General features: G+C 60.5%; 23 protein-coding genes and 1 tRNA gene. 12 read left to right on the top strand and 12 right to left on the bottom strand.

The genetic code is table 11. The annotated features are described in order from the left end of the window. Nucleotides 1-16 precede the first annotated feature (16 nt). Genes V5N47_RS01515 through V5N47_RS01500 form a run of 4 tightly spaced genes read right to left on the bottom strand, consistent with a single transcriptional unit; the run spans nucleotide 17 to nucleotide 7,668 of the window. Entirely contained in the window at nucleotides 17-2,008 is a 1,992-nt protein-coding gene (locus tag V5N47_RS01515) for a SpoVR family protein (RefSeq protein WP_338729088.1), read from the bottom strand. Then, a complete protein-coding gene (locus V5N47_RS01510) occupies nucleotides 2,005-3,312 on the bottom strand; it encodes a YeaH/YhbH family protein (protein WP_338729087.1) in 1,308 nt (435 codons plus the stop codon). The genes V5N47_RS01515 and V5N47_RS01510 overlap by 4 nt, the downstream gene beginning before the upstream one ends. Beyond that, nucleotides 3,303-5,588 (bottom strand): kinase anchor protein, encoded by a 2,286-nt coding sequence (locus V5N47_RS01505; RefSeq protein ID WP_338729086.1) that lies wholly within the window; start codon nucleotides 5,586-5,588, stop codon nucleotides 3,303-3,305. Before V5N47_RS01505 ends, V5N47_RS01510 begins: the two co-directional genes overlap by 10 nt. Nucleotides 5,589-5,595: 7 nt before the next feature. Next, nucleotides 5,596-7,668, bottom strand: coding sequence for a serine protein kinase PrkA (locus V5N47_RS01500; protein WP_338729085.1), 2,073 nt, complete (start codon nucleotides 7,666-7,668; stop codon nucleotides 5,596-5,598). A gap of 544 nt (nucleotides 7,669-8,212) precedes the next feature. On the opposite strand from V5N47_RS01500, the gene V5N47_RS01495 reads away from it, so the two are divergent. Beyond that, nucleotides 8,213-8,608, top strand: a complete 396-nt coding sequence (locus V5N47_RS01495; RefSeq protein WP_338729084.1) for a DUF5820 family protein — start codon at nucleotides 8,213-8,215, stop codon at nucleotides 8,606-8,608. Nucleotides 8,609-8,633: 25 nt separating this feature from the next. Next, nucleotides 8,634-9,083 carry a UPF0179 family protein gene (locus V5N47_RS01490; RefSeq protein WP_338729083.1) on the top strand — a complete coding sequence of 150 codons (450 nt, stop codon included), beginning with the start codon at nucleotides 8,634-8,636 and terminating at the stop codon, nucleotides 9,081-9,083. On the opposite strand, the gene V5N47_RS01485 is transcribed toward V5N47_RS01490, so the two are convergent. Both V5N47_RS01485 and V5N47_RS01480 read right to left on the bottom strand, forming a co-directional pair. Then, nucleotides 9,084-9,566, bottom strand: coding sequence for a DUF309 domain-containing protein (locus tag V5N47_RS01485; RefSeq protein ID WP_338729082.1), 483 nt, complete (start codon nucleotides 9,564-9,566; stop codon nucleotides 9,084-9,086). Between the two features lie 47 nt (nucleotides 9,567-9,613). Then, complete coding sequence (locus V5N47_RS01480) at nucleotides 9,614-9,853, bottom strand: hypothetical protein (RefSeq protein WP_338729081.1); 240 nt, start codon at nucleotides 9,851-9,853, stop codon at nucleotides 9,614-9,616. 139 nt (nucleotides 9,854-9,992) lie between these two features. Here V5N47_RS01480 and V5N47_RS01475 point away from each other — a divergent pair, with 139 nt between their 5' ends. Further along, a complete protein-coding gene (locus V5N47_RS01475) occupies nucleotides 9,993-11,435 on the top strand; it encodes an FAD-binding oxidoreductase (protein ID WP_338729080.1) in 1,443 nt (480 codons plus the stop codon). Here the strand turns inward: V5N47_RS01475 and V5N47_RS01470 are convergent. Genes V5N47_RS01470 through V5N47_RS01460 form a run of 3 tightly spaced genes read right to left on the bottom strand, consistent with a single transcriptional unit; the run spans nucleotide 11,432 to nucleotide 14,311 of the window. Continuing rightward, nucleotides 11,432-12,220: a succinylglutamate desuccinylase/aspartoacylase family protein gene (locus tag V5N47_RS01470; RefSeq protein WP_338729079.1), complete on the bottom strand. Its 789-nt coding sequence runs from the start codon at nucleotides 12,218-12,220 to the stop codon at nucleotides 11,432-11,434. The genes V5N47_RS01475 and V5N47_RS01470 overlap by 4 nt on opposite strands. 48 nt (nucleotides 12,221-12,268) lie before the next feature. Further along, nucleotides 12,269-13,462, bottom strand: coding sequence for an MFS transporter (locus V5N47_RS01465; RefSeq protein ID WP_338729078.1), 1,194 nt, complete (start codon nucleotides 13,460-13,462; stop codon nucleotides 12,269-12,271). 51 nt (nucleotides 13,463-13,513) lie between these two features. Beyond that, on the bottom strand, nucleotides 13,514-14,311 hold the full coding sequence (locus V5N47_RS01460; protein WP_338729077.1) for a succinylglutamate desuccinylase/aspartoacylase family protein: 798 nt from the start codon (nucleotides 14,309-14,311) through the stop codon (nucleotides 13,514-13,516). Between the two features lie 167 nt (nucleotides 14,312-14,478). On the opposite strand from V5N47_RS01460, the gene V5N47_RS01455 reads away from it, so the two are divergent. The 8 genes from V5N47_RS01455 (at nucleotide 14,479) to V5N47_RS01420 (ending at nucleotide 21,360) form a co-directional block, all read left to right on the top strand. Further along, nucleotides 14,479-16,098, top strand: coding sequence for an ABC transporter substrate-binding protein (locus tag V5N47_RS01455; RefSeq protein ID WP_338729076.1), 1,620 nt, complete (start codon nucleotides 14,479-14,481; stop codon nucleotides 16,096-16,098). Nucleotides 16,099-16,103: 5 nt separating this feature from the next. Beyond that, complete coding sequence (locus V5N47_RS01450; RefSeq protein ID WP_338729075.1) at nucleotides 16,104-17,102, top strand: ABC transporter permease; 999 nt, start codon at nucleotides 16,104-16,106, stop codon at nucleotides 17,100-17,102. A 1-nt stretch (nucleotide 17,103) separates the two neighbouring features. After that, complete coding sequence (locus V5N47_RS01445) at nucleotides 17,104-18,171, top strand: ABC transporter permease (protein ID WP_338729074.1); 1,068 nt, start codon at nucleotides 17,104-17,106, stop codon at nucleotides 18,169-18,171. After that, nucleotides 18,168-19,364 carry an ABC transporter ATP-binding protein gene (locus V5N47_RS01440; protein ID WP_338729073.1) on the top strand — a complete coding sequence of 399 codons (1,197 nt, stop codon included), beginning with the start codon at nucleotides 18,168-18,170 and terminating at the stop codon, nucleotides 19,362-19,364. Before V5N47_RS01445 ends, V5N47_RS01440 begins: the two co-directional genes overlap by 4 nt. Then, nucleotides 19,361-20,437, top strand: a complete 1,077-nt coding sequence (locus V5N47_RS01435; RefSeq protein ID WP_338729072.1) for an ABC transporter ATP-binding protein — start codon at nucleotides 19,361-19,363, stop codon at nucleotides 20,435-20,437. The genes V5N47_RS01440 and V5N47_RS01435 overlap by 4 nt, the downstream gene beginning before the upstream one ends. Continuing rightward, on the top strand, nucleotides 20,437-20,943 hold the full coding sequence (locus V5N47_RS01430; RefSeq protein ID WP_338729071.1) for a hypothetical protein: 507 nt from the start codon (nucleotides 20,437-20,439) through the stop codon (nucleotides 20,941-20,943). The genes V5N47_RS01435 and V5N47_RS01430 overlap by 1 nt, the downstream gene beginning before the upstream one ends. Before the next feature lie 43 nt (nucleotides 20,944-20,986). Beyond that, nucleotides 20,987-21,226 (top strand): hypothetical protein, encoded by a 240-nt coding sequence (locus V5N47_RS01425; RefSeq protein WP_338729070.1) that lies wholly within the window; start codon nucleotides 20,987-20,989, stop codon nucleotides 21,224-21,226. 49 nt (nucleotides 21,227-21,275) lie between these two features. Continuing rightward, nucleotides 21,276-21,360: transfer RNA gene (locus V5N47_RS01420), tRNA-Leu, on the top strand. A 247-nt stretch (nucleotides 21,361-21,607) separates the two neighbouring features. Here V5N47_RS01420 and V5N47_RS01415 read toward each other — a convergent pair. After that, nucleotides 21,608-21,874 (bottom strand): hypothetical protein, encoded by a 267-nt coding sequence (locus tag V5N47_RS01415; RefSeq protein ID WP_338729068.1) that lies wholly within the window; start codon nucleotides 21,872-21,874, stop codon nucleotides 21,608-21,610. Nucleotides 21,875-22,004: 130 nt separating this feature from the next. Between V5N47_RS01415 and V5N47_RS01410 the strand changes: the two genes are divergently transcribed. Continuing rightward, entirely contained in the window at nucleotides 22,005-23,141 is a 1,137-nt protein-coding gene (locus tag V5N47_RS01410) for a DUF63 family protein (RefSeq protein ID WP_338729066.1), read from the top strand. 619 nt (nucleotides 23,142-23,760) lie between these two features. Here V5N47_RS01410 and V5N47_RS01405 read toward each other — a convergent pair. Next, nucleotides 23,761-25,461 carry a YcaO-like family protein gene (locus V5N47_RS01405; RefSeq protein ID WP_338729064.1) on the bottom strand — a complete coding sequence of 567 codons (1,701 nt, stop codon included), beginning with the start codon at nucleotides 25,459-25,461 and terminating at the stop codon, nucleotides 23,761-23,763. A 46-nt stretch (nucleotides 25,462-25,507) separates the two neighbouring features. Beyond that, the gene (locus tag V5N47_RS01400) at nucleotides 25,508-26,323 is read right to left on the bottom strand and encodes a DUF5821 family protein (protein ID WP_338729062.1); all 816 of its coding nucleotides are present in this window, start codon (nucleotides 26,321-26,323) and stop codon (nucleotides 25,508-25,510) included. Nucleotides 26,324-26,334 lie beyond the last annotated feature (11 nt).

Below are 26,334 nucleotides of genomic sequence, written 5' to 3'. Positions count from 1 at the left end.
AAAACCTGTGGCTGGCTCAGGCCAGCCACTCTTTTGGTTTCGTGTCGTAATCCACATCGTCTGCGGCGATGGCTTCGACTTCCTCCCACGGCAGGTCTTCGACGCTCACCGTCTCGCCGTCGTAGCGAATGAGCTTGCCACGCTCTTCTGGCTCCGGTTCGCGGTCGCGACGGCGAGCCACTTCGATGGCGTGGTCATCGACTTCTTTGATAATCGTCTTGAGTGAGACAGGGCGTCCCCAGAGGTCGAACACACGCTCTAGCACCTGCGTTGCCTGCTCTAAGTCAAGCATGACGCCGTTGTAGCGGTGGCCCAGCAACAACTCGTTGCGGTTGTTGTAGTTCCCATCGAGGACGAGTATCGTCGGTCGCCCGAAGTTGGTGAACTGCAACATGAGCTTCTTCTTCACGTCGCGGTAGTCCACGCTCGTCACGCGGAAATCACGCGTCGTTTGGACGTACTCGTAGGTGAAGTAATGGTTCTCATCGACAAACTCCTGGGTGAGAAACTCGTCTAAGAACGTCACGTCGTTGTGGCTCTCGCGGATTTCGAACATCCGGTCCCAGCCTTTCGTGAAGTCCACCTCGGAAAGCGCCTCGCCGACGGTCGCGTACTGCGCGTCGTCGAACATATACCGCGAGAGCCGTTCGAGTTCCTCTTGGGTGATGCGCTTTATGAACCCCTGATTCTGGTGTTTGACGAGCGAGAAGTGGCGCTCTGCAAGCCCTTCGAAGGTGAGCACCTTCCACGGGTAGTCGTCTACGTCAATCTCGCCTGCTTTGGCGAGTTCGAGTGCGTCTGCGTCGATGCGCGGGTCGTCCGGGTCGAGATTCGACAGCGTTTCTCTCCGAATCGAATCGACCATCGCATCTGGCTGCAAGGACTCCATCACCGCATCGAAGTCGATGACGTCGTGGAAGTTGCGCCACGTCACGTCCTCGATGCGGAGTAGACGTTCTGCCACCATCGCGCGATTCGTCGTGTTCTCTACGTACTCCCAGAGTTCCTTCCCGAGTTTGTACGGGTTTAGGCCGGGCGACCCGAGCACTTTCGCTTGGTGGTCTGCGTAGCTGATGAACTCGTCCGCACCTGCAAAGTGCTCTTCGCCCATCATCATCGACTCCCAGTAGGCCGCCCACCCTTCGTTCATGATTTTCGTCATCTTCTGGGGGGCGAAGTAGTAGGACTCGCGCCGAAGGATTTCGAGCACGTCGCGTTGCCACTCTTCCATGTCGCGGGCCTTGCCGCTCTCTTCGTCGAACTGCTTGCCGTAGCTCCAGAGGAACGCGAGGACGTCTTTTTCCGGTTCGGGTGGGAACGTCGGCGTCTCGTCGCCCTTCCGGCGGGCTTCGAGCCATTCTTCGTCGAACACCTCATGCAGCACCTCCTCCGAGATGTTGAGGCTCTTCAGGCGCTCGTCGATGTCCTCTTCGTCTGGGAGCCGCGAGGCGCGATACGACGCAGACCGGAACGGCCGGTGTTGGTCGATGTTGTCCTCGAGACAGAGGATGGAGTCGATCCACGCTTCGACCTCAGAGCGGTCGATGTCCGAATCGGCCATGTACTCGCCAATCGTCTCTGCGTGACGGGCGAGCATCGCCGCCGCGTTCGGTTGCGTCTCTGCAAAGAGCCGGAACCAGCGGTTGTTGCGGAAGAAATCGGCATGGGCTTCGACGTGCGTGATGACGGCCTTCTGGTCTGCCATCGAGTTCGACACCTGCAAGAACGCGTTCGACGGGTTGTCGTTGTTGACGATTTCGAAGGCCTTGCCGCCGAGGAACTGCGTCTGTTTCTGTTGCTGTTCGTACTTCATCCCCCAGCGCCAGTGGGGATAGCGCGTCTGGAACCCATCGTAGGCGATGAGCGCGTTCATCTCGTCGTAGTCGATGACCCAGTAGTTGACCGGGTACGGTTCGAGGCCGAGTTTTCGCGCGAGCGCGTTCGCTTCGCGCACCGGCTCTGCTAACTGTGCGGCAACGTTTCGGGTCTCGTAGTCGTCTCCGGTCATGTTTCCTCCGTGCTCAAGATGGTGTAGATGGCGTCTAACACGTCCTCAGGGCTGGTGACGTAGGCCACCGCCACGTTGTCGCTCTCTTTGAAGTGGCGTTCGACCTCTTCTGCGTGGGTCGCGTTGATGGCGTTCCCCGACGGCTGGGTCTCCACGTAGGCGTGGAGGTTCGCGTCGATTTCCTCCATCAGCGGGATGACGCGCTCTTCGGTGTCGTTCGAGGAGTTCTCGCTGTCACCCGCGGCGAACACGTAGCGATTCCATTCGGCCCACGGGTACTCCTCATCGAGGATGACCTTGGCGAGTTGGTAGGCCGAGGAAATCTTCGTCCCGCCGCCGGAACGAATCCCGAAGAATTCGGGGCGTTCGACCTGCCACGCCTCTGCGTCGTGGGCGATGTAGACGAACTCTGCGTTGTCGTATTTACCCTGCAGATACCAGTCGAGCGGCGTGAACACGCGTTCGACCAGTTCGCGTTTGGTCTCGCGCATCGACCCGGACACGTCGCGGATGTTCACCACGACGACGTTCTTCTCGCGGGTTTCGACGATTTCCGGGTAGCGGTAGCGCTCGTCTTCGCGGCGGAACGGCAGGTGACGGATACCGTCGCGGCGGATGCGCTCGATGGAGGTTGTTTGGTCGACGTTCTCCTCCATCTTCTCTATCGAGGGCCACGTCGCGCGGTCTTCGTCTGGGATGTCTGCATAGCGGTCATCGAGCCACGCACGCGAGACGGGCATGTGCTGGGCGCGCGCCCACTCGAACACCTCTTTTGGCCCCCAGCCCTCGACTTTCAGCGCCTCGGTGACGTAGTCGTGGTCGAAGTCGAAGGCCAGCTTCCGTTTTAACCCCTCTTTGAACATCCGCTCGAAGTCGAGCGTGCTGGAGGGGCCGGTTCGGGTGATGTCCGTGTAGTCACCCTCTATCTCTTCGACGATTTCCTTGCCCTTCGGCTCGAGGTCGAGACCGAGGGTTTCGTCCAGCTCTTGGGCGAACTCCTCGGGGTCCATCTCGTAGTACTCGTGGTCGCCACCCTCCCCGCCGGGCTTGCCGTCCTCGCCGTCGCCTGGTTGTGGCTGGCCAACGGGCGCTCCCACGTCGGGGGTGCCGCCTTGGCCCTGCCCGACGCCACCACGGTCCCTGCGGTCGTACTCGAAGCCGGGCAAATCCACGATTTTGATGGGGATTTTCACCTCGTGGGGCAGGCTGCGGCCGAGGTCGCCGTACTGAATGAACTCGGCTAAGTCTTGGCGGCGTTCTTCGCCAACCTCACGGTAGCGCTCAACGTCGTCTCTCAGTCCCATTTGTGTACCACCTCTTTCATGACGTGACGGCTCGTGAGCTCCGCAGACGCCTCAGAGTAGTCGAACAGTTCGACCATGTTCTTGATCGTGTGCGCTTTCACGGTCGTCGTCTCCGTGCCGGTTGCCGGGTCGTCCCACTGCCGAGGGTTGAAGTCCGGGTAAATCCGTTTAACATCGTCCCAGTCGTGCAGTTCGAGCACGGTTTTGATGATGGGGATTTCTTTCAAGTTCACGTCCCGGACATGGAAGTCTTCGTCCCGGTTTTGCCACGCATGGCGGTTGAGCGCCGTGATGATTTTCTCGCGGCGGAAATCTTCGACCGGTGCCGTTGGTTTGTTCGACCGGTAGTCCTCGCCGTCGAACCGCCCGAGGTGTTCGGTCTCGAAGATTTTCATTTTGAGCGGGTCGGGGTCAACCGACTCGCCGCGGGCGTTCACAATCTGCTCGTCGTTTGCCCACGCGTAGACGTGTTCGATGTACTCCTCAACGGTCGCTTCGTCAACGCGCTTATCACGCATTATCGCTTGTATGACGTCCTGCTCTTGCTGGTCGAAGATGTGTTTTTTCACGGTCACGACACGATTTTCGAACTCGGCGCGCTCCCCTGCGGAGAACACCGGAGCCTCTGCGAGGCCCTTTGCCATCGCGTTCAGCAGGTCGCGTGGCATGATGACGTGTTCGACCGGCAGCGTCGCGTGATAGCGGTCTTGCTCGTGGTTGAGCAGGTCTGCGATGATGTCGCGGGTGAAGGTGACGGGAATCCCGCGCTCGCCATCGCGGCTGTCCGGGTCGAATTCGAAGTCGTCGATATCTCTGCGCTCGTCGCCTTCTTGCAGGTAGCCTTGGTCGAACAACAACGCCTTGTCAACGAGGGTCAAGCCCGCAGGCAGGTCTTCGTTGTCGAGGCGGGTGACGACGCTGTAGAGCGCCGCCGCTTCGATTGCGTGTGGCGCGAGTTCTTTTTCAACGACCGTATCGCGGTCGCCACCACGCACCTGGAGGCGAACTGGTTGCTGGATGAGGTCTCTGACCTCGTCGTAATCGGTCACTGTCCACACGTTGCGCTTGTTCGTGACTTCTCGGTTGACGAGTTCCGCTTCGAGACTGAGGTTTGTCAGGTAGCCAAACTCGTGTTTGTCGAGGCGGCGTTTGAGCGCCTTCAGTGGGTCTTGGTCGTTGCGCTCTGCGTGTTGGTTGAGTCGCGCCTCTAAGTCGGGGTTCGAGATGATGACCAACTGCGTGTCGATGTCCATCCCGATGCCCTTATCGAGTTTTACCTGTGACTCGTCGGGCACGTTGAGCAGGCGCTGGAGTAAGTCTGCGTGCTGGGCGGCGTCTTCGACCACCGTGATGACGCTGTTGCCCTGTGAGAGCACGCCGTCGTAGCTGAACGCCTGTGGGTTCTTGCGCCCGCGCGAGTCGAGTTCGCGGAGCATTCCGCCCATCCACGAGCCGACGAGGCGCTCTTTTGGTGTCCCGTCGTCTTCCGAGTGGAGGACGCCCACGCCGTGTCCGATATCCACGACAAAGTTCTTCACGCGCAGGTGTTTTGGGTCCGTGATGGCGCTGAAGAGGTCGTGTTTGCCCTCGCGGCGATATTTCTCCTCTAGGAAGTTGTACGCCTCGCGGCAGAACGGGTCGAGTCGGCCTTCGACGACCACGTCGATGTGGTCGCCCGGCCGGGCGTTGAGTTCTCTCAATAACTCGGCGCGAACCTCGCGCGGGAAAACCGTGAGTGGGTGTACCTGTACCGGACTCTCGTACCAGTCGTCTTCGGTGAGTTCGACTTCGTCGCCGTAGGTGAGCCCACCCGTGGTGTTCGCAGAACTAATGTTCCACTCAACAGTGTAGCGTCGGCCTTCCTCGGTCATCGAGTAGGCCTGCAGGCCGTTGATGAGACAGCGTTTGAGCTCTGATTTTCCGGTCGCCGTCGGGCCGTGGAGCCAGATGATTTTCTCATCTTTGCCCCGGCGCGCCGCAATCGACCGGAGGTCGTCGACGAAGGCATTGAGCGACTCCGTGTTGCCAAGAATCGCGTGCTCGCCGTCGTGTGAAGGGTCGTCGAAGAAACAGTAGCGCTGTTTCTCCTCGCCGTTTTCAACGACCGTGCGCGTCCCGGCACTCTCGATTGCTTCGAGGAGGTACTTGGTCGCGTGGCTTGCCAACCGCGGATTGTCGAGGATGACGTCTACGTACTCAGCCAGAGACATCGGCTGTTCGTAGGCCTCTCTGAGCGCCTCGTTCGCCGCGGCGATGTAGTCGGTGCCTTTGCTCACGGCATCATCACTCCTCCATCTCCGCCTTTGCGACCTCTGCGCCGGCGAATTCGAGGACTTCTTTCGCCCCTTCGAGCGAGTAGCCCTGGTCTACGAGCGCGTCGATCCAGGCGTTGCGCTCCTCGTCGTCCAGTTCCCCAGCGGAAACCAGCGCCGAGAAGTTGATGTTGTGCTTTTTGTCTTCCCACAGCTTGCGTTCCAGCGCCCGGCGGAGCCGTTCGTTGTCCTGCGGGCTGAAACTCGTCCCTTCGCGCGCTCTGCGCGAGACCCAGTTCGACACTTCCTGGCGGAAGTCGTCTTTGCGGTCTTCGGGAATGTCGAGTTTCTCCTCCACAGAGCGGAGGAACTTCTCGTCTGGGCCGGATTCGCGGCCCGTAATCTCGTCTTCCACGGTATCGTCGTCGATGTACGCCATGACGTGGTCCATGTACTTCTCGCCCTGTCGCTGGATTTCGTCCAGATCGTAGGCGAGCGCGTGGCGCACGTCCTCAATGGCGCGTTCTTTGTACTCTTCGCGCACCATCTCGAGGTAGCGGTGGTAGCGCTCTAAGTTGTCCTCGGGGATCGAGCCGTGATTCTCCAAGTTCTCCTCTAAGTGATTGAACATGGTGAGCGGCGCGAGGAACTGGCGACCACGGTGCATCGAGTCCATGATGGTCTCTGCGATTTCGTCGCCGATGAACCGCGGCGAAATGCCGTCCATGCCCTCGCCGATGTCGGCGGAGGTGGCGGCTTCGTCTTGCAGTTTCTTCACGTCAACGTCGTCGATGTCGTCGGTCTCGCCGTTGTACGCTTTCGCCTTCTGAAGCAGGTCTACGTGCTCGGTCGAGGGTCGCTCGATGCGCGTGAGGACGGCGAACAGCCCCGCCATCTCCAAGGTGTGCGGTTCGACGTGCACGTCGGGCACGTCCGCGTTGCGCAGCATCTTGCCGTAGATTTTCGCCTCTTCTCCGTACTGGAGGACGTACGGGAAGTCGATGCGCTTCGTGCGGTCGTTGAACGCCTCCATCTTCTCGTCGCCCTTTTTCTCGCGGTATTCGGGCATGTTCGTCCGGCCAACGATGACCTGGTCGATGTCCATCCGCGGGTTGTTTTTGGGCTTGATGGTCTGTTCCTGCGTCGCGTGCAGGAAGTCATAGAGGAACTCGCGTTGGAGTTTCAGCAACTCTTCGCCGGAGAAGATGCCCCGGTTCGCGTTACAGAACGCCCCCGAGTAGTCGAACGCGCGCGGGTCGGACTCGCCGTAGATGGCGATTTTCGAGTAGTTGACGTCGCCCGTCAACTCTGTCTCGTCTTGGTTTTTCTTGTCCTTTGGCTCGAACGTCTCGATGCACTGGCGTTTGTTCTCGTTTGCGACGAGTCGAACGATTTCGACGTGGTTTTCGAGCACTGTTTGGAGGTTGTCGTCGTAGTGTTCGAGCAACCGGTCCATGTAGAACTCGCTCGCCGGGTCGAGCGCCTGTTCGTTGCGGATGGTGTACGGCGCGTCCAGATTCTCGTTTATCTCTTCGAGCACTTGGTCGCGCTGTGCTTGTGGCAAGAGGACGAGCGGGTCTTGGTTCATCGGCGAGCGGACGTGGTCGTCCGCCGGATCTTGGTCGTCGATGATGTCACAGAGGTTCGTCCACTGGAAGGAGTACATGCGGCCTTCTTCGCGCATGGTGTAGTCTTCGTAGTAGTGGCGAACCTGGCGGTCGAAGTCGGATTTCCCCGACCCGACGGGGCCAAGCAGCAATTTGATGCGTTTTTCCGGGCCGAGGCCGCGGGCACCACTTTTCACCTTGTTTACGAACTCGTGGATTGCTTCGTGGATGACCCGACCAAAGAAGGTGTTTTCACCCTCGTGGAGCGGATCTTCTGTCGCGAGCTTGTATTCGACGATTCCGGCATCTTCGTTGTACTCTGTACCGTAGAAGTCGAACATGTCGGCGACGCGCTGGTGTGCGTTGCGGGCGATGCGAGGGTGGTCTAAGACCTCCTGTAAGTACCACGTGAACGTCCGCGTCTCGCGGAAATCGTCCGGAATGGACTCGCGGTACTCCTCGCTCAAAATTTCTAACGTGTCGATGTCACCTGTCATTTTATCACGGACCATTGCCGCCTCGATGTGCTCGTGGCGGGGACTGACACCATCTGCGCTCGACTACGGGTGTGGGACACTGGGCGAGCTCGCTCCATGGCGAAAGCGTCCGCTCGCAGAAAGCACCCTTCTCTGTCGGCAGCTAGTCCGCCGCGAGAACTCCGAAGGAGTGAGTCGAACCGGATGTTGTCGTGTGCCATGTGTGAACTATTACCATCCGGCAGACGCAACGAATCCCGTTCTGGGGTGGCGAGTTACAACACGAATCGGCGTACGTCTGGCCAGACAGCAGGCAGTACGGTAAGCGAACTCACCGATACTATTTATTCTTTGAGTGCTCCACCAATATAACTATTCTCTCACTACCTGATTTTGTCACTGTACGTTCGGGTTAATTGAGCCCTGAAAAGAGGGTACATGGGCATTTTGTTGCCTCCTAACCGACTGGAATCTGGGGGCTAACTCAAATAGTTTATAAGGGAAATTTGCGCGCGCAGGCTCAGAGACCGCCCCACTCTTTGCCCGGGCACCGGTATTTTCCGTTATGAGTTCGTTCGAGTCACTCCCCGCTGGCTGGGAAGTCTGGTCTGAAGAGGAAGATGGGCGTACCGTCCTCGCCTTCCGTCCCGACGTGTTCAACACACAGGATTTCCCGCCCGTCTGCCTGCCAACGCTGTATCTAACGCAGGGACGGCGAAATCGACGCCCCGGCATCGAACACCAGCTTCGGCCCGACGACCCGTGGTACATCACGCTGTATCTGGAACCCGACGTGAGCCGCCCCGCAGAATCGTTCGACACTCGCGAAGCCGCCGTTTCGGGCGCGCTCTCGCTTACAGAACGCTTTGCTTCCGGCGAATTCGACTATCGCGGTCTGTATCAGGTACCCCGCGAGGACTATCTCGATAAACTGGACGAGTTGACGGGGCGCGAGGCTTAACAACCCGGCAGGCGTAGCCCAGTTTATGCCGAAGGTCTCGCTCATCGGTTCGCGTCTCGCGGAAGTCGGCACGGAGTTCATCTACCAAGGTGAATCGAGTGCCTGCGAGGGGTGTCCCTACCGCAACCAATGTCTCAACCTCACGGACGGGACGCGCTACCAAGTGACCGGTATCCGCGAAAACGCCCAGACGCTCGACTGTGCAGTTCACGACGCGGGCGTCAAAGCCGTGGAAGTCGAAGCCGTCTCCGTCTACGCAAACGTCGCCGCTCGCGGCGCATATGCCGGGAGTAAAGCCACCCTTCCCGGGCCGTGTCCGTACACCGAGTGCCCGAGCCACGAATACTGCGTCCCGATGGGCGCGAGCTTCGATACGGAATATCAAATCGAAGAAATCGTCGGGGAGCCACCTCACGACTACTGCATGCTAGACCGCGACCTCACGCTCGTGAAACTCGCTCCCGAAGGCGAGTAATCAGTGATCGAGTGCTTCTGCGTACGCGAAATCTGCGTCTCTCGCCGTCGGTAGTTCGTCATCGAGTCGAATCTGCCAGCCGTGGAGCACGGTCGGGTCGGTGAGCGCATTCGTCAACACGGTGCGCACGTCAGGCACGTCCACGCCATAGAAATCGTGAGGGACGCCCTGAAAATACTGGAGTGACGTGGTGAACAGCGACCGCATCCCCGCGTCGTCTTCGAAGTCGAAGTGCTTGTACGCGCCCGCGGCGACCTGCACCATCCCGTGCAGAAACTTGCTTTCGGTCTTCCCCGCACCGTAGTTGTACCACTCGTCCTCGAAGCAGTCGTGGCTCTCGTGGAACTCGCCTGAGTTATAGAGCCGTACCCCGTGGACGACGGCGCGCCGGAGCGTGGCGTGTTCCCATTGGCCGTCTGCACGCCAGCCGGTGGGATTTCCACGCGGCGGTTTCACGGAGGGGTCGCGGGTGTGGTCGTCCATGTCCGGTACTACCCACTCCACCAGTGTGTTCCTGTCGGTACGTACAGTTACTCTATACTTTCCTCGTAGCCAGTCTTCCCGGCACGGTAGCTTCGGTGGAGGATAACTCCCGAACCGATGAGGAGCCGGAGTGTGATAAGGAGCAAGCCGAGACCGGCGAGTAACTCACCCACAGACCGCGAACCGACGAAGAACACGTCTCCGACGAAAACCCCACCAGCCCACAGTGCGAGTGCTACCCAAAACGTCTCGTTTCGAAAGAGGAGTTCTTTGAACACGGTGAGCATCGTGTAATTTTCACAGGCAGGCAGCATAAGGCTGTCTACGAACTGACACTCGCCGTCCCATCGTGCGAACACTCAACCCTACTTGAGTGTCCTGAAAACCGTCGTTGAAGGCTATTTCCTGCCTTGACGACTAGAGGGTATGGCAAAGGTGGGGCGGACGACTGAAGGCGCAACGCCTGTTGAACTTACGGCCGACGCGATACAGGCGTTCGAAACGCGATTTGCCGGGCCGGTCATCACACCCGGTGACCCCGCATACGACGAGACGCGGGCGCTCTGGAACGGCGTCATCGACAAACGACCGGCACTCATCGCACAGTGTACCGGCACGGCTGACGTGGTCGAAGCCGTCGCCCTCGCGCGCGAACACGACCTCCCGGTCGCGGTGCGCGGCGGGGGGCACAACGTCGCGGGCTACGCGAGCGTGGACGACGGCCTCGTCATCGACCTCTCGCTTATGACTGGCGTGTTGGTTGACCCGGTGGCCAGAACGGTTCTCGCACAGGGCGGAGCGACCCTCGGCCACGTAGACCGGGAGACGCAGTTGCACGGTCTCGCCACACCGCTCGGCGTCGTCTCCGCAACCGGCGTCGCCGGACTGACCCTGAACGGCGGGCTTGGCCACCTTCGACGGAAATACGGGCTCGCCTGTGACAACATCGTCTCGGTAGAAATCGTCACCGCAGACGGACAGGTGCGGACGGCGACCGTAGACCAGAACGACGACCTGTTCTGGGCGATTCGCGGCGGAGGGGGCAACTTCGGCATCGTCACGTCCTTCGAGTTCCGGTTGTACGAAGTCGGCCCGGAGCTGCCGTCGCTGTTCGTCTGGTATCACGGCGACGACGCGGTGGACGTGCTGAAAGCCTATCGTGAGTACACGAAAACAGCGTCCCGTGACGCGAATACGCTCGCGTTCACCTACGCGGTTCCCGAGTTAGCGGAGTTCCCGAAGGAGGCATGGGGCGAGCCAGCCGTCATTCTGTTCGGGGCGTACGACGGGCCTGAGTCGGATGCAGACGCCGAGTTCGCCCCTCTCAAGACGCTCGCAGCCCCGATTGTCGATTTCAGCGGCACGCTCCCGTATGTGGAGTTACAACGCTTACTCGACGAGGACTACCCCGACGGCCTGCGCTATTACTGGAAGTCCGTCTATCTAGACGACCTCACTGACGAAATTATCGACCACATCGTTCACACCCACGGAGAATCGCCCTCGTCGCTCTCGACCGTCGATGTCTGGCACCTCGGCGGCGCGATTGCAGACCGCGACGCAGACGAGACGGCGTTCGCTCACCGCGACGCGCCGTACATGGTCACCTACGAGGCGAACTGGGAGGATGCGGCGATGGACGACGCGAACGTGGCGTGGGGCAGAACCGGCATCAGCGACCTCCGCCAGCTTGAAGGCGTCGCTGGCGCATACGGCAACTTCCCCGGCTTCGATGAAGCACCCGGCGACCTCCTCTTTGGCGAGAACTACGAGCGGCTGGTCGAGATTAAAACAACGTACGACCCGACGAATCTGTTCAAATTGAATCAGAACATCGTCCCACGCGGCGCGTCGCAGGCGGACGACTAACCGTCTGCGCGCAACTCGCCGAGATAATCGGCGGTGTAGCCAAACACGTTTCTGTAGCCCGTCGCGGAGAGTAACACCGGATAGAACGGTTCACGCGCCACTTCGACCTCACCGTCTGCGGCTGCGAACGGTTTGCCTACCTCGACTGGCTCGAAGTTTTCGACGAACACTTCGTACTCCTCTGCGGGGCCTTTTGGGATTTTATTCTGAAGCCGGAAGTGGGGGACTGGCTTTTCCGGTGCGTCGCCCGGTAGGACGCCAGTGGCCGTGAGAAACGCCCGCGTGAGGCGGTCTGCGTTCTCTGCAGCGTCGTGTGTGCCTTGGAGGCCACACTCGACTTCGATGGTATCGACGCTCGTGAACAGTCGTCCTTCGACGTAGTTGCCCGTCTCAACGACGGCCGAGATGGGAAGCCGAGGCATGATGTCTTGGATGTATTCGGTCATCTCATCGAAGATGGCGAACGGCTCTGCGTGCGATTTCGTAGAATGAAGCGAGAACGTCAAACAGGAGTCGAGTTCGTCTGCGAGCATCGCGGCGAGGCGCGCTTCGTGGGTGTCGCCGTCGGGGTCGCCGGGGAAGGTACGATTCAGGTCTTCATCGAGGAAGCGAACGCCTGCTTCGAGGGCCTCCTCGTTTGCGATGACGAGTTTGACCGGGCGGCGGACGTGTGGCTGTTCGTCGAGCAATCGCTCGACTGCGCGGACGCCGCAGGGTTCGTCGCCGTGGATGCCTGCGACGACGGCGATGGTGGGGTCGCCCTCCCCTAACTGTTCGACTATCATTGACGAAACAATCGCCTATCCACCTAAAAGCGATACGATTCGGGCGTTCTACTCGGTGCGAGGACGAGTCACGGAGTCGCGCGTGGCAGGTGCAAGGAGGATTGTGATGAACCCAAGTACTGCGAGCAGACCGGCGAAGCCGAACCCTGCCGTCCACGAGAGTTGGGTGATGACCCAGCCGCCGACAACCGGCGCGATGAGGTTCCCAACTTGCGAGAAGGTAAGGAGTACAGACAGACTCGTGCCCTGCGTGCTTGCGTCAGTGAGCCGATTTACGTAGACGAGATAGAGGCCGACAGAAAGGTTAACCGCCGCGCCGGTCAGGGCGAGAAACACCGCGAACACCACCGGCGACGGGGCACTGCTCAGCCCATAGAGCATCGGCACCGTCGCCGCAAACGACACGAGGATGACGGGGCGCAGCCGCCCTTCGAGAACCTCCGACAGCCAGCCACCGCCGGGTCGCGCGACGATTCCTGCGAGCGGAACGAGCGCCGTTGCCGCCCCTGCCGCAGCGAGATTGATGCCGAGGACGTCCGTGCCGTAACTCGGCATCCACGTCGTGAGGAACGTCCACACCGCGTAGGTACAGAGGTTGGCCACCGAGATGAGCAACACGTGGGGATTTCGGAGCGTCGTGGCGAACTGTCGAATCGACACCCGGCCGCTCACGGGGATGGGGTCGCGCAGGGCGAGGAAAAAGAGCAGATAGCCCACGAGAGCGAGCGCGATGTAGGCGAGAAATGCCGTCTGCCAGCTGGAGGCAAGCGCGAGTTGCGGGCCTGCAAACTGTGCGAGGGCGACGCCGAGTGGCGGGCTTGCGATGAAGACACTGAGGCTGAGAGCGCGGTTCGTCTCTGCGACGGTTCGGCTGAGAACGTTCACGCTCCCAACGACGATGAACACGGCACACGCCCCGCTCAGCAGTCGAAACGCCAAGAACACGGCATAGGACGTGACGAAAACACTGCTTGCGGCCGCAAGGACGAACACCGCGCCGCCGCCGAGGACGAGCCGTCGGTTATCGTAGCGGTCGAGCACGTAGCCGCCCGGAATCTGCAACAACGCCCACGTGAAGAACACGGCGCTAATCGATGCACTCGCCGTCGATCTATCGATAGCAAACGACTCCATGAACAGCGGCAGGACGCTTGCGGGGGCGATGGCGTAGGCGATGAACCCAGCAGTGAGGAAAAACAGTCCGCTGAGAACGCCGTAGCTCCGCCACTTCGACACCGCCATTCCTGAGAGTACGTTGTCAGCTACGATAGCTTCTCACAGGGGCAATCGCGCTCAGTCGTCGCTCGGGTCGTCTTCGAGCGACGAAAGCGCACCAAGCCGTTGGGCCGCAAACCCGATGAGGTGGTCATACCCGCCCGTGGACATCAACACCGGGAAAAACGACTCGCCTGCGACTTTTTCGGGTTCGCCGTCCTTGGTCGCGTACACCTCACCAACCTCGACCTCCTCGAAGTTCTCGCCCAAGAACTCGTAGCCTGCGCCCGGCACGACCTCAGTCACGCGGTACACGTCGGGGTCGGAGAGGGCGTGGTCGTGGTCGATGATGCGGTGAGAGGCGAGGAAGTTTACGAGCACGTTGTAGGCGTGTTCGCTCGCCTCGTCGCTCCCTTTTAGCCCACATTCGACGGCGACGCCATCGACGTGGTTGATGAGTCCACCGCCGACGTGGCTGATGTTCACGGCGCGCGCGAGGCCGGTGGCCCGGAGCAGGCGTCTGGTATGCGAGGTCAAGCGGTGATAGAACACGAACGGTTCCGGGAACGACACGGTGGAGTGGAGGTCGAGCACTTGGAGCCCGTCGAGTTCGTCGAGGACGGCGGCGGCGAGCCGGTCTTCGTGGGACTCGGAGTTTTCGTGACCCGGGAACGCCCGGTTCAGGTCTTCGTCGAGGAATCGCTCGCCTTCCGCGATGGCTTCCTCGTTTGCGATGATGAGTTTGAGTGGTTTTTCAACGGGAATTTTCGCCGCGAGGAATCGCTCGATGGCGTTCTTTCCGCACAGTTCGTCTCCGTGAAGGCACGCGACGACCGCAAACTCCGGATCGCCCGAACCGAGTGTGTGCACACGCATGTTTTAGCAGATGACCCTACGTATTGCGGCAAAAGATATAACAAGTACTGCTTTCAATTTCCTCCAGAAATTCGGCTGCAGGAATAAGGTTTCACGTGAAAAAACACCGACATATATCCGAAATTTGATAGTGTCCTTTATTAGTCCCTATTTGTAATCTTAGAGCCATGCCATCAAATACCGTAGATCGGCGGACGTTCCTCAAGCTTTCAGGCGGCGCAGCAGCGAGTGTGGCGCTCGCTGGTTGTACCGGTGGCGACACGGGCGACGGAGAGACCACGGAAGAGACGACGTCTGGCGGTGACACCACGACCACGAGCGGTGAGACGAGCGTCGGCGGCGAAGCAGACTTCGACCTCACGATCACCCAAGGGTCGCTGCCCTCCGGACTCGACCCACACGACCACCGCGAAACGCCGACCGAGGTCGTCATGCTCCACGTGTATGAGGGCGTCCTCACGCGCGACGCGGACGGGAAGGTTCTCGAATCGCTCGCGACCGAATGGAGCCGCGTCGATGGCGAGAATGCCGTCATGTTCCAGCTTCGCGACGAAGTCACGTTCCACAACGGCGACGCCCTGACCGCAGAGGACGTTGCCTTCAGCATCAACCGCATCGTAAACGACGATGTCGGCTTTGCGAGCCCGCAATCAGACCAACTCGCGGGTGTCACCGGCGCAGAAGCGATGGACGGTGCGGTGAAGGTCACGAGCGACGGCCTCAACCCAATCGTCTTCTCTGAGTTTGCGACCTACTGCGACATCATGCAAAAGTCGTGGGTCGAAGCCCGCGAACAGGCAGACATCGCAGGCGACATGAACGGAACTGGTCCGTTCATGCTCGACTCGTACACCGAAGACGAGGAAGTCGCCCTCACTCGCTACGACGACTATTGGCAAGACACGGCCCCCGCGGCGTCGGTCACGTTCCGCGGCGCAGCAGAGTCGAGTACGCGCGTAAACCAACTGCTCGCAGGCGAGTCTGATATCGTCGTCAACGTGCCACCGCAAGAGGTCCAGCGCGTCAACAGCTCCGACAATGCGACCATCGCGGCCGCACCGAGTACGCGCGTCATCTTCAACGCGCTTCGCTACGACGTCGAACCGTTTTCGAGCAAAGCGTTCCGTCAGGCGCTCAACTACGCAGTTGACGTAGAAAGCATCAATCAGAACGTGCTCGACGGGTTCGCGGCTGCGACCAACCAGCCAACCCTGCCTGAGTTCGTTGGCTACAATCCAGACCTCCCCTCCTACGACTACGACCCAGAGCGCGCCGCAGAACTCGTCGAACAGTCCGGCCACGCGGGCGTCGAACTCGAACTTCATACTCCGGTTGGCCGCTACCTGAAAGACTTAGAAATCGCAGAGGCAGTCGCCGGCTTCGTCAACGACCTGCCGAACGTGTCGGTCACGGTTCGCCAGCGCGACTTCGGGTCGCTCGTGGACGAACTGCTCACGGGCAACATCGAAGACAAGCCACCGTGGTACCTCATCGGCTGGGGTGAGGCGACCTTCGACGGCGGCCTCGTGATGACGGCACTCCTGAAAAGCGACGGTGCGCTCACCACGTTCAGCAACGAACAACTCGACGAGTTGCTCACCCGCGCGGGCAACGAGTCGGGCGAGACGCGCGCCCAGACGCTCATGGAGGCAAACGCCGTGTGTAACGAAGAGGCACCGTGGGTGTATCTCAACCAGCAGTACAGCGTCTACGGTGTGAACAGCGCCTTGAACTGGGAGGCCCGCGCTGACGAACGCATCGACGCCTACGCGATTACGAAAAACTAGTCCAAATGGGCCTTGGACGTTTTCTCTTAAAACGGGTGCTACAGGGGGTGTTGGTTATCTGGGGAGTGATTACTGTCGTGTTCGCCCTCCGATTGGTCTCGCCGGGCGACCCAGCGAACGTGTTGCTCCCGCCGGATGTCGACCCAGCGACGCGGGCGCGCGTCATCGAGGAATTAGGCCTCAATCAGCCGCTACACATCCAGTATCTGGATTTCTTGGCTGGTGTTCCGTTCGGTGATTTCGGCACGTCGCTCGTGTCGAACACGCCCGTTTTTTCGCGGGTGCTCGCCCGGCTGCCAGCCACGCTGGAACTCGCAATCGTTGCGACGATTGTTGCGGTCATCATCGCCATCCCACTCGGCGTTATCAGCGCAACCCGTCGCCACGAACCCGCAGATTACGGCGCGACGATATTCTCGCTCGTCGGAATCAGCACGCCGAACTTCTGGCTTGGGGTCATGCTCATCATCCTCCTCGCCGTCCAGTTCAACGTCTTCCCGACGAGCCGCAGACCGGTCGGCCTCAGCATGGTGTTTTCGATGCTCGCCGCCGGGCAGTTTGCTGGCGCGGCTGACGGATTCGTAAACTGGCTCAGCCACATCACGCTCCCGGCGATTACGCTCGGGACGTACTTCACGGCGCTCATCACGCGACTGACCAGAAGCGGGATGCTCGACCAACTCGGGAAAACCTACGTCCGCGCCTCGCGCGCAAAGGGGCTCCCAGAGACGCTCGTGCGCTACAAGCACGTGCTTCGCAACACGCTCATCCCGGTCATCACGGTCATTGGCCTCCAGTTGGGGACGCTCATCGGCGGTGCGGTCATCACCGAACAGGTGTTCAACTGGCCCGGTCTTGGCACGCTAATCATCGACTCTATCAGCCGCCGTGACTGGCCGGTGATTCAGGGGTCGCTCATCGTCGTGGGCGTTGGCTTCGTCCTCGTGAACATCGTCGTAGACACGCTCTACGCCTACATCAATCCGAGAGTGGGGTTCGACTAAGATGATCTCTCCACGTACGCTCAGGAATCTCAAACGCGAACTGAATCGCAACGTCCTCGCAAAGGTGGGTATCGGTATCGTCGCGTTCATCCTCTTGATGGCGATTCTCGCCCCGCTCATCGCGCCGTATCATCCGAGCGACCAGTCGCTCGACGACGCTCGACTGCCCCCGCTTGGCTTCTCCACTGCAGAGGAAAAAGAAGTGACCAAAATGGAAGACGGCCGCGTCGTCATCGAAGACGGCCAGGTCGTAACCGAAACCCAAGTCGTCTACGAGAATGCGACGCTCGCCCATCCCTTTGGTACCGACGGTAACGGCCGCGACATCCTCTCGCGGGTCATCTACGGGGCGCGGACCTCGATTCTCGTCGGGATATTCGGCACGTCGCTCGCAACGCTCATCGGCGTCGTCGTCGGGCTCTCTGCGGGCTACTACCGCGGTGTGGTCGATGACGCACTGATGCGCAGCGCGGACATCATGCTCGCGTTCCCATCGCTCGTCCTCGCAATCGCCCTCGTGGGCGTGGCGGGACAGGCCCAACTGATACTGCCTGACCCACTCGTGATATCGGGACTCTCAGAGGCGTTCCGCGGCCTCGTTGGCCTCTCGACCGAACCGATGCCCTCGACCGTTATCTTGCCGGGGACGATTATCGTTGTCGTCGCGCTCGTAAACTGGGTCTGGTTCGCCCGGGTCGCCCGCGGTGAGGCGCTCAGCTTGCGCGAAGAGTCCTACATCAAGGCGGCCCGTTCGATGGGCGGGAAGGATTCGTACATCCTGACACGCCACGTGCTCCCAAATGCGGCCACGCCGATTCTCGTCCTTGCAACGATTCAAGTGGCCGCCATCATCTTGCTCGAAAGCGCGCTGTCGTTCCTTGGCTTTTCGGGCGCGAACGTCTCGTGGGGCTTCGACATCGCCCTCGGGCGACAGTATCAGTCTACCGCGTGGTGGATTGCCGCGATTCCGGGCCTCGCCATCGTGATTACCGTCATTGGTCTCAACCTCGTTGGTGACTGGCTCAGAGACGCACTTGACCCCGGTATCGAAGGAGAGGGTGGCGTATGACGGCGTCGTTCATGCGCCGTGATGTCCTCCGTGTCGAAGACCTCTCGACCCGCTTTTTCACCGAGGAAGGGCAGGTCAACGCCGTCGAGAAGGTTTCGTTCGACGTCAAAGAGAACGAGATTCTCGGCATCGTCGGGGAGTCGGGCAGTGGGAAATCCGTGACCGCACTCTCGGTCATCGACCTCGTTGACTCGCCGGGGCGCGTGACTGGTGGAAACGTCTGGTTCCGGTATCCGGAACTCGCAGACGAGTTCCGCGAGAAGAACTCCGAGGCCGTCGATGGCGACTACGTAGACCTCCGGCAACTGCCGAGAGGCGTCCGGCAATCGCTTCGCGGCCCGAAGTTCAGCATGATTTTCCAAGACCCGATGAGCAGTTTCAATCCCTCGCTCACCGTGGGCGAACAGATTGCAGAAGCCGTCGAAGTCCAACAGCGCGCGAAGGCGAACCCGCGCCGGACGCGCTCGCGGACGCAAGGATACGGGCTCTCGAATCTCCTGCTTGATGCCGTGATTCCAGCGCGGGATTACACGAGCGAGGAGAGCCACGCGCGAGCCATCGACCTGCTCGAACAGGTCGGGATTCCAGACCCCGTAGAGCGCGCCGACCAGTATCCACACGAGTTCTCTGGTGGGATGCTCCAGCGCGCGATGGTCGCACAGGCACTCGCCGGTGAACCGGACGTGCTCATCGCAGACGAGCCAACCACGGCGCTCGACGTGACGATTCAGGCCCAGATTCTGAATCTGCTGCGCGACATCCAGGAAGACCGTGGCATGAGCATCGTGCTGATTACCCACGACCTCGGCGTCGTGGCGCGGATGTGTGACCGCGTCGGCGTCATGTACGCGGGTGAAATCGTCGAGCGGGGGTCGCTCGAAGCCGTGTTCGACGATCCGACACATCCCTACACGCAAGGGTTGCTCGGCTCGATTCCGGACTTAGAAGACCCGGCTCCACGACTCCAGCCCATCGAAGGCAACGTTCCGAGTCTCGTAAACCAAGAGATGGAAGACCGGTGTTACTTTGCAGACCGGTGTCCGTACGCGATGCACGACTGCCTCGGCCGCCAGCCGATGCGTGCGGTGTCGGGCGACGATGCCCACGAAGCGCGGTGTGTGCTCGCAGCACAGGCGTACAGCGAACACGAAGCCCTTCCCGAAGACTACTTCGAGGGAGGTGGTGACCGATGAGTAAGGCAATTCTCGAAGTCGAAGACCTGGAGAAGTACTACTTCGAACAGGACACGTTCCTAGACCGCATGCTCGGACGCAAGCCCCAGAGCGTGAAGGCAGTGGACAACATCTCCTTTGAGGTTCGCAAAGGCGAAACCCTTGGCCTCGTTGGTGAGTCGGGCTGTGGGAAATCCACGACCAGCGAAACCCTGCTTCGCCTGCGCGAGGCGACCGGCGGGCGCGTCAAATTCGATGGCGAGAACATCTTCGAGATGGACGACGAGGCGTTGCGCGCGTTCCGGCGACGGGCGCAAATCGTCTTCCAAGACCCGTTTTCGAGTCTCGACCCGCGGATGACCGCCGGTGAAATCATCACCGAACCGCTCGTCATCCACGACCTCGCAGACCGCGAGGAGCGCCGGGCAAAGGCGAAAGACCTGCTCGAACGCGTCGGCCTCTCTGCCGACCAAATCGACCGGTATCCCCACGAATTCTCGGGCGGTCAGCGCCAGCGCATCGGGATTGCTCGTGCGCTCGCCCTCGACCCCGAGTTCATCGTGCTTGACGAACCCGTCTCGGCACTCGACGTGAGCGTCCAAGCGCAGGTGCTCAACCTGCTCGAAGACTTGCAAGAAGAGTACGGCCTGACCTACCTGTTCGTCGCACACGACCTTTCTGTGGTGCGCCACATCTCGGACCGTGTTGCCGTAATGTACCTCGGAAAAATCGTCGAGACAGGACCGGTAGACCAGATATTCGAAGACCCACAACATCCCTACACGGAGGCGCTCCTCCAGAGCGTCCCGCGGGCAAAGACGAGCGAGTTCGGCAGGCGTGTGGACGCGCTTCCGGGCGACGTTCCCTCCCCGCGCAATCCGCCTGTTGGCTGTCGGTTCCACACGCGCTGTCCGTACGCCCGTGAGGCGTGTAAGAACGCGCCACCGGCCGACTACCCGGCGGGTCTCGACCACACGGCGGCGTGCGTCAGACTCGACGACCAGCACGCCTATTGGGATGCAGAACCGCTTCCCCACACTGATGCGTACGAACCAAGCGAGGTTGACGCGCCGATGCAAGCGGAGGATGACTGATGACCGATAACGACGACCCAGACGAGTTCGTGCACAACCCGGCCGTACAGGCCGAAGCGCCCGCCGCCGTCGCCGAGTACTGGGAAACGCTCATCTCGGATATGGAAGCCACCGCAAAGCAGTACCGCGACAGCGGGTGGAGCGTCGTCACGGTGAACCCGGGGCAGGTGTTTCCGGATATGCAGCTTCCCGGATTCGACATTCTCGTCGCGGACGACGAGTACTTAGAAGCCGTCAAATTCACCGAAAACAACACGGTCGAGGAATCGGAGGTGTACCGCGCCGAAACGGACGCCGTCTTCTTCCTCGCGGTGCTGCGAGACGCCTCCAAGAAGAAGGCGTTGCTCGTGCCGGGGTACTATCCCTTCGAGAAGGGCACGGAACTGCGCGAACATATTGGCGAGTCGCTCACGCTCAACCTGAACCGCCTCCAGCGCGACGTGGCGGTTTCGGTTGAACTCCACGACCCGGAAGCGTTCTTCCCCGACTCGATTTGGGGCGAGTAGCACCGACGCGAAGTTCAAGGCCAATTGTCCCGTCTGTACGGGTATGGCACTCCTCGAAGCGATTTTCATTTTTATCGTCGGATTCGTGAGCGGAACAGTCACCCGCTGGTTCGCGGGCTTCGCGGCGATAATCGCACTGCTACTGGCGATTCTCGGCTTCGCCGCCCCGCAATCGTTTTTTACGCTCATTGCACCCGTCCTCGACATCTATTCGGGCAACGAGTTGCTGTTTTTGTCGGGGTTTTTGTTTGCGATTAGTCGCCAGTCGTCGAGTTCCGAGTGAACGGGTTTCGGAACCTTTTACCTATCCGGCAGTGGAATTCAGTATGCGTGCGAGGGTAGCCAAGCCTGGCCAACGGCGGCGGATTCAAGCTCCGCTCTCGTAGGAGTTCACGGGTTCAAATCCTGTCCCTCGCACTCACGAGTCGTCGCAAAACCGCGACGACGATGGTGCAAAAGGAAGGATATGAACAAAGGAGCAACTTTGTTGCGACTGGCGTTCAAATCCTGTCCCTCGCACTCGATAGGCGCTGCAAACACGCAGCGCCGTGCGAGCAAAACTGCTCGCACCCGCTCGGCATGGCCACCGAGCCACGAAATGAGTGCGGCAAGATGAGAGCATCTTGCCCTCGCAACATTCTCCAGAAATCGCGCGCTTGAGTGCCTACTCGACCGGTTCTGCCTTGGTCACTTTGCCCGCGTTCTCCCAGCCGCTCTCGACTTCGCGGCCCGCGATGAGCGACTCGTTGTTGGGGCCGTCGGTGATGAGGCGGTAGGCTGTGTCATCGTCCATCGACGTGCCTTCGCCCTGAAACTCTTCTTGGAAGAACTCGGCGCTTCGCATGGCGAGCGAGACGGTTGTGCCGTCCTCGAAGGTGAGGCGGACGGGGTCGGGCGCGATGTTGTAGATGCGCTTTGCGATGGGGTTCATGTGAGCACAGAGAGGTGCGGGCGGATTAAGGGTTGACACTTCGGGGCGTCGTCCCGAACGGCTGGTGCGTTGTGCAGCGCAATCGCACACGACCGGAACTGTAAAACCTTCGGCCTGCGGTTTGTTGCCCATGGATATGCTTTCGGAGCGACTCGACCCTGTGCGTACGTGGTGGGCGGCCGTCATCGCTCTCACCGTCGCGCTCGTGGGCGGGTCGCTCGCCTTCCCGCGGACGGTCTGGGACGGGTTCCTCTGGCACTACTTCTGGGGGCCGGTCGTCGCGGACGGAAACGGGGCGTTCTGTGCGGTTCGGTCGGGTGGCGAGACGACGCTACTCGATAGTGCGTCTGCGTGTACCGCCGCAAGCGGCTTCGTTGCCTACCCCGGCTACACCGCCGTCTCCGAGATTGGCTACGCGGTCATTCTCCTGCTCATGCTCGTTGGCCTCATCTTCCTGCTTCGAGGCCTCGGCATCGGCAGAGACCGCGAACTGTTCTTCGCGCTGTTCCCGTTCATGTTCTTCGGCGGAGCACTGCGCGTCGTCGAAGACGCCGGAATTGCAGCCATGCGAAACGGAGTTGACCCGGCGATTCCGTTCCCGTGGAGCGCCTTTATCATCAGCCCGTTCATCTACTTCACCGTCTTTTTCTTCACGCTCGCCGCCATCCTCGTGAGCGTCGGCTTAGAGCGAAACGGGTCGGTGGACACCTACCGAAATCCGCTGTTCGCGCTCGGCGCGGCCCTGCTGGTCGGGACGGTTGGCTACCTGACGGTGCTCGCGTTCACCGAGAACTACGTCAGCTTCTTCCCGCAGATGACGATTCTCACGTTGGTGCTTGCGACCATCATCGCCTACGGCGCGTGGAAGCTGGTCGATACGTACGCCCCCGACATCAACAAGGGGACGGGAACTATCGGCCTCGTCATCATCTGGGGTCACGCTGTGGACGGTGTCGCAAACGTCCTCGCCGCAGACTGGGCCGTCGAGATTGGCTTACCGTTTTACTACAGCGCAAAACACCCGGTCAACCGCTTCATCATCAACTTCACCGACGGGATTCTCCCCGAGTCGATTGCCGCCGTCACCGGCACCTCGTGGCCGTTCCTCGTCGTGAAAATCGTCGCCGCCGTCGCCGTTGTCTGGGTGTTCGATGAGACCATCTTCGAGGAAAGTCCGCGCTACGCAATCTTGCTCCTCATTGCGATTCTCGCGGTGGGGCTCGGGCCGGGCACGCGCGACATGCTCCGCGCGACATTCGGTATCTGAGACGGCACAGGCACATATTCTTCCGACCAATCATTTAATACAACTGTCTCTAGTACTGATATTATGGGGCCAGTACAGGCTATCATTGGTGGTTTATTTCTCGCGGTATTCGTGGTAGGGGGTGTCCTCTATGCCACTCGTGGCACTACTGGAATCTCTGAAATACGATGGCGATTCGTCTGTATCGGCGTCGTTCTCTGGACTCTCGGACTGTTGGTTGGCTACTTCGGAATCAGTGGGGTTCGGCTCACACCCGCTGGAATGTTCGTACTGATTTTGGAGGTGGTTTTGAACCCTGACACGGCCGGTAAATTGCTTACTTCACGCGAAGGCGGTGCATTGGCAGGGTTCACTATCGTCGGGCTACTCAGTGGGGCAATCGCAGTACAGGACTCTCCCGCGTCTCGGCCTGCGCAGGTACGCGATGGCTTTCTCGTCGGTGGCGTCACAGCACTCTTGACCCTCCTAGTCGTCATTTTTCAGGTTGCGACGACAACGCCACAGTACTGGCAAATCGTCCTGTTCAGTGGTTTTCTCCTCCCGTTTTTAATGGGTTCAGTATCTGGACTCGGTGGGTTGGCGATAACTGCTCTTTCGACCCGATAGGCAACCGATTGCTTCACGGATACGGATGCGGTTCGCGGTCGAGTCGCGCCTCGAAGCCAAGACTTTCTGGAACCGTCTCTGCTCGCTTCCCGAAGTACGGTTCGTCCATGAACAGCGGTTGTGCTTGCGGAAGTAACACGCGGGTCGCCTCGAACCCGAGTTCTTCTACGTCGCGTGTCGTGAGTCGGGCGGCGTACACGTCCATCCCGGCTGACTCCGCACGCTGGACGACCGTTGGCAACTCGTTTTCCGGAGCGACGTCCACCGAAACGGCCTCCGCAGAGACTGTCGCGTCCACATCCACAAAGTCCTGTGCGGCGTCGGGGAACGACGCGTAGTGGCCAATCCACGCGCCTGCTTGCATCGCCGCGTCGTTGCCCATCGACCCGAGTTCGGTCCAGTTCTGGAGGGCTTCGGCGAGCGCAGAGGTGGCCGCTGAAACCGCGTCACAGTCGGCTCCAGAGCCCATCGCAAAGCGCGGCCAGTCGCCCTCACGGTGGACGGCGACGGCGACGACGGGTACGTCTACGTCTTGGGTAACGAGCAGCGGCGTCACTTCGAGGTTTTCAGACCGAGCACGACGGACGAGTGTGTCGAACGTCTCGTCTTCGATGTCGAGTTTCAGCGGTTCGAACGTTGAGTACCACGCGAGCATCGTTGCGTCGCGTTCAAGAGTTTCGTAGAGTCCAGAGAGGAGGGCTTCCGGCAGCGAGTTGCCGAGGCCGAGGCCGGTCGTAATCGCCGGTTTGTGCTGTTGGGTCGGTGGCGGGAAGTGGACGAACTCTGCGGGGAGATACGCCGGGTCGCCACCGGCGAGGCGTTCGCCTTCGACCCACGGAATCTGGGCCTCGTCGGCTGCGTCCCACGGCAGGACGAACGCACTCGGTTTGACGGCGTTTGGCATCCCCGATGGTTGACCCTGTGTAAACTCGCTCGTCCGGTAGATGCCCGCGCAGTAGCGTTCGAGTGCCTCACCAGCGGCTTTCATCAGTGCCTCGTTCCAGTCGATAGCGACGCCCGCGGCTTGCTGTGCGGCGATTGCGTCGCTGAATCCTGAGGTGTCACCGCCGCGGGCGATGTAGTAGGGGACCGGGAATGACGCGGCTTCGCCGACTTCGTGGATTATCCCAACGCGATTGTCGATGGCGCGCTCTGCGCGGGCGAGTGAGTCTTCTAACTCGCGTTCGACGTACTCGGTCGAGAGGTGGGTTTTCGCTCCACTCTCACAGTCACAACCCGGCAGTGGGAGAAATTCGCGGGTCGCGTGGGGCAGTTCGAGGACGCCGCCAAGCAGTGACGAGTCGGCTCCACTGGCAAGTGTAGCAAGTTCCCGTCCGGCGAGTGCACCTGCGACGCGCATCGTCGTCGGGTCTGACTCAGCGGTTTCGGCGTCCCCTTCGAGATTGGCTTCGACGCGACCGGACAAACAGTCGAAACAACCGGTGTTCGGCCCGAATCCACTGATTCCGCCGTCGATTGCGAGGGCGTGGCCGCCAAGGCCACCGCGTTCTACGGCAAGCCACGTCGTGTCGCCAGCAAGCGCGGCGTCGTTCGCGTTGTGGAAGACGGCGTCACCGACGTCTCCGACGACGGCGGCGAACGCCACGCTGTCGAGGTCGGTTGCTGAAATTCGCTCAGCAGTTACTGAGACATCTGCGAGCGCGGCTTCGAGTGCAGAAATAGCAGGTCCGTCACCGACGAGTCCGAGAGTCATTACGCAGAGTTTGAAATAACACAGGTAAAAGACTGGGTCTCGCGGCTTAGTTTAAGATGCTCTGGGCGACGGAGGCCAGCTGGTCTGGCTTCGCACCGCGCAGCCGTTCGTCACCGAGCATGAGCCGGAGGCGTGGGCGACCAACGTCGATTGGCACTTTTTCGGTGGTGATGAGGCCCATGTCCTCGAGTTTGGTCTTGGTGCGCGAGAACGTCGCTTTCGAAGCGATGCCCACGTCTTCGCCCCATTTGCTGATGTCGTAGAGGAGCGCTTCGTTTTTCGCTGCAACGAGCAGACTGATGGTCACTTCGTCAAGCCCATCGCCGTCTCCGCGGGCGGTTTCGAGCGACGAGAGGACGCCTTCGAAGTCAGAACCGACGGTGGAGCCAAGGTCTTCAGAGAGCGACGAGCGCACGCGGGAAATCGGTGGCGTGCGGAGCGTAAACGCGGCCGTCTGTTCCCAGAGGTCTGCGTACATCTCGTTTGCACTCTTGATGAACGCGTCATCGTCAGTCGAGAGACCAGCGACACGGTCACCAGCAGCGACGACGGCGACGACGCTGTCTTCGGTGATGAGAAGCGAGTTTTCAGGTCGGCTCTCGACGGTGTGGAGCGCGAGTGTTTCTGCTTCGATGAGGTCTGCTGCGGTTGAGGCGACGATGAAGTCTGCCATGACGTCTTTGAGAACGCTATCGTCAGCAAGTACCTGCACCGACGGTGCGTCAGAAAGGTCGGCAAGGACGCTTACGAGCTCCTCTACCGTCTCGTCCGATGGGTTCACCACAAGAACGTCCCCCGAAGCGTTCTCGAGCGTCGCCCGAAGGATACCTTCAATGTCCGGTTCTAGTAAATTTGAACTCATGTCTGTACGTG

Source organism: Haladaptatus sp. DJG-WS-42, from assembly GCF_037198285.1.
Classification (GTDB): Archaea; Halobacteriota; Halobacteria; order Halobacteriales; family Halococcaceae; genus QDMS2.
This window is presented reverse-complemented; position numbering and strand designations above follow the sequence as displayed.